This is a genomic window from Photobacterium sp. DNB22_13_2 (genome assembly GCF_052873915.1).
This window is the reverse complement of record NZ_JBNNXU010000088.1, coordinates 1-308: the sequence shown is the minus strand read 5'-3', so window position 1 is coordinate 308 and position 308 is coordinate 1. Positions and strand designations below refer to the sequence as shown.

General features: G+C 48.1%; 2 tRNA genes. Both read left to right on the top strand.

What is annotated here, in order from left to right:
- Positions 1-76 (top strand) — tRNA-His (locus ACVA58_RS27905).
- Positions 77-233: 157 nt separating this feature from the next.
- Positions 234-307, top strand: a tRNA-Pro gene (locus ACVA58_RS27900).
- Position 308: the final 1 nt, after the last annotated feature.

Below are 308 nucleotides of genomic sequence, written 5' to 3'. Positions count from 1 at the left end.
GTGGCTATAGCTCAGTTGGTAGAGTCCCGGATTGTGATTCCGGTTGTCGCGGGTTCAAATCCCGTTAGCCACCCCATATTTAAAGGTATTGATTATAATATCAGTATCTAGGGGTGAAAACCTCAGCAGAATTAAGTCAGTGAATTGTCTACTTTAGTAGTGCATCATGGCTCTTGGAAGTAGCGGACCAGAGGGTAACCCTCTTGGAGTGAAACCAGGGAAAAGAATTAAGTCGGTGAATAGCGCAGCTTGGTAGCGCATCTGGTTTGGGACCAGAGGGTCGGGGGTTCGAATCCCTCTTCACCGAC